Genomic DNA, 3,481 nt, shown 5'->3' with positions numbered 1-3,481 from the left:
CGTCCATGGCGGGCAATGCGGTGGGGCGCGGCGTCGTCGTCGATTTTTCGCGCCATCTGAACCGGATCCGGGACGTGGATCGGCATGCTGGGACGGTCGACGTGGAACCGGGCGTGGTGCTGGCCACCCTGACCCGCGAGATCGAGGCCGCGACCAACGGACACCTGACGTTTGCGCCGGACCCGTCCTCGAAGAACCGCGCCACGGTGGGCGGGGCGATCGGTAACGACGCCTGCGGCAATCATTCCGTGCGGTACGGCCGAACGAGTGATCACACGGTCGAGGTCGACGTGGTGACCACGGACGGCGCGCGGTTGACCGCCACGGACACCGAGCTGCGCGCCACGGACCCGAGTGACCGGGCGTCCGTACAACGGGCTGCGGAACTGAGCCGCGGACTTCGCGCCCTGGCTCACGACCATTTGGCCGCCTTTCGGTTGGAACTCGGGCAGATCCCGCGCCAGGTCTCGGGATACCACCTGCAGAACTTGCTGCCCGAAAAGGGCTTCAACGTGGCCCGCGCCCTCGTGGGATCGGAGGGTACGTGCGCGCTGGTCGTGGGAGCGCGCATGCGTTTGGTGCCGAAACCCACTAGCGCGCTGCTGATCTGCCTGGGCTACGACACGGTGGTCGACGCCGCTCGCGACGTGACCACGATCCTTGAGTTCTCACCCGCGGCGGTCGAGGGCACGGACCGGGCCATCGTCGAAACCATGCGCTGGCGTCGAGGGCCGGATTCCGTCACGGGGTTACCGGGTGGCAACGCCTGGTTGTTCGTGGACCTGGACGGTGACACGGAGGACGCGGTATCCGCGCAGGCGAATGAGCTACTCGAACGGCTGAGCGAGAACGGCCGTCTTGTGGAGGGCATCGCGGTCCCGGATCCCGAGGAGCGCGCAAACCTGTGGCGGGTCCGCGAGGACGGCGCGGGTCTCTCGTCCCGGTTGGCCACGGGCGGGGAATCCTGGCCGGGCTGGGAGGACTCGGCGGTGGCCCCGGAAAATCTCGCCGATTACCTGGCCGAGTTGCGCGTGCTCCTGGGCGAGTACGGCCTGGACGGCGTGATGTACGGGCACTTCGGTGCCGGGTGCATGCACATCCGCATCACCTTCGACCTGCGCACCGACGCCGGGCGGGAGGTGTACCGGAACTTCACCCGCGACGCAGCCCACCTGGTGGTTCGCCACGGCGGCTCACTGTCCGGGGAGCACGGGGACGGCCGCGCCCGCTCCGCGCTGCTGCCCATCATGTATTCGCCGGAAGTGCTTGAGGCCTTCGCTCAGTTCCGGCGGGCGTGGGACCCCACCGGACTGCTGAACCCGGGATCGATCGTGGACCCGGAACCCATGGACGCGCACCTCGCGCTCGCGGGAGTCCCGGACCGGCAATGGCGCACGAGCTTCGACCTGCGGCCCGCCGGTACCGCCCGCGGATCCGGGCCCGCAGCCCAGCCCGATCCCTGGGTGCACGCCGTTCAGGGCTGCATCGGCGTGGGGCGATGTCGCGCGGACAGCGGCGGAATGATGTGCCCCAGTTTCCGCGCGACCCGCGATGAGAAGGACTCCACGCGCGGCCGCGCCCGAGTGCTTCAGGACATGGTGCGCGGTGCGCCCAGCGTGGCCGAGGGCTGGAAATCCAACGACGTGCGCGAGGCCCTCGACCTGTGCCTCTCATGCAAGGCGTGCGCCACGGATTGCCCCGCAGGCGTGGACATGGCCAGCTACAAGTCCGAATTCTTCGACCACTACTACGCGGGCCGGATCCGCCCGCGCTCCCACTACTCCCTGGGGTGGCTGCCGCGCTGGCTCGCGCTTGCCGGCCCGATCGCACCGCTCGTCAACGCCGTCCTGGGTACGCCGCTGGGCAAGCTCGCGGCACAACTCGGAGGACTCACAACGAGCCGGGCGCTGCCGAAGTTCGCCCGCGCCGGCCAATGGCGCACCGAGGTCGACTGCGCCGCTCGCCCCGTTAAGCGCGACGGTTCCGATGGTGTTTCCCCCTTCCGTTCCCCTAGCAGCCCGTCCGGCGGGGCGAATTCTGACAGTGCCATTCTCTTCGTGGACACGTTCACCCGAGGCTTCCGGCCCGAGGTGGCCGGCGCCGCAGCCCGGGTCCTGGCCGGTGCGGGGGAGACGGCTGAGTGCACGGCGGACGTGTGTTGTGGGCTCACCTGGATCTCCACGGGACAGTTGGGCACGGCCAAGAAAATGCTGACCCGAGCCGCCGCGAAACTGGACGACGGCACCGACCGCCCCATTGTGGTCATCGAACCCAGTTGCGCCGCGGCACTGCGCAAGGACCTCCCCGAACTCGTACCCACCGAGCAAGCACAGCGGGTGTCGCGCCGCGTGACGAGCTTTGCCACCTACGTTGCCGTACTGGCCGGTGAGGATCGGCTGGCGAAACCGGCGCGGCCGGCGCCGCGGCGTGCCGTGGTGCAGACCCACTGCCATGAGTACTCTGTGTTCGGCCCCGCCACCCAGCGCAAGGCGCTGGCCGCCGCGGGAGTGGCGGAGGTGAGAGAGTCGAACGGTTGCTGCGGGGTGGCCGGGAACTTCGGTTTCGAGGCCGAACACCATGAGGTCAGCATGAACATCGCGGAAACGTCCCTGGCCCCGGCCCTGCGCGCCGCCGCGCCGGACACCGTGGTGCTCACGGACGGGTTCTCGTGCGCAATGCAGGTGAACCAACTGGATCCAACCGCGCGCGGTACCCACGTCGCCGAAATCCTGGACCCCGGAATCTCAACTCTTTGAATCTCAGCCGCCGGGCTCTGCGCCATGGGGCTCGCCCACTTCGACCGAAGGACATCCGATGAGCACACACACCACCGAACACCGCACCTCTCAGGCCGCGCTGGCGGCGATCGCCACAGTCAACACGGGCACGTTCATCGACGGCCAGTGGGGCGAGGCCGCCTCCGGAGCTCGCTTCGACGTGCTCAACCCCGCGACCGAAGAAATCATTGCCACCGTGGCAGACGGCGGGCCCGATGACGCCCAGCGCGCCATTGAAACCGCCGGTCGCGTCCAGAAGGACTGGGCCGCCACGCCGCCGCGCGAACGCAGCGAAATCCTACGCCGCGCCTACGACCTGATGATAGAACGTCAGGACGCGCTGGCGCTCATCATGACCACGGAAATGGGTAAACCGCTGGCCGAAGCCAAAGGAGAGGTGGCCTACGCCGCCGAGTTCTTCCGGTGGTTCTCCGAGGAAGCCGTCCGAATCGGGGGCGATCAGACCATGACCGGGGACGGTAAGAACCGGATCATGGTCTCCAAACAACCCGTGGGCCCGTGCGTACTGGTCACACCGTGGAACTTCCCCCTGGCCATGGGCACCCGCAAGATCGGCCCGGCCATCGCCGCCGGTTGCACCATGGTGTTCAAGCCGGCCAACCTCACCCCGCTGTCCTCCTTGGCGCTGGTGGACATTCTGATCGAGGCCGGGTTGCCCTCCGGGGTGCTCAACGTGGTGTGCA

2 protein-coding genes are annotated in these 3,481 nt (G+C 68.5%); both read left to right on the top strand.

Annotated features, from left to right (window positions below):
• Window positions 1-2,756 (top strand): FAD-binding and (Fe-S)-binding domain-containing protein (locus Q4E95_RS11990; RefSeq protein ID WP_303383525.1); only part of this gene is annotated, 2,756 nt, incomplete at its 5' end.
• 58 nt (window positions 2,757-2,814) lie between these two features.
• A partial coding sequence (locus tag Q4E95_RS11985; RefSeq protein ID WP_303383524.1) for an aldehyde dehydrogenase family protein occupies window positions 2,815-3,481 on the top strand: 667 nt, incomplete at its 3' end.

Origin of the sequence: Kocuria sp. (assembly GCF_030536815.1) — a bacterium.
GTDB classification, from domain to species: Bacteria; Actinomycetota; Actinomycetes; order Actinomycetales; family Micrococcaceae; genus Kocuria; species Kocuria gwangalliensis.
This window is presented reverse-complemented; position numbering and strand designations above follow the sequence as displayed.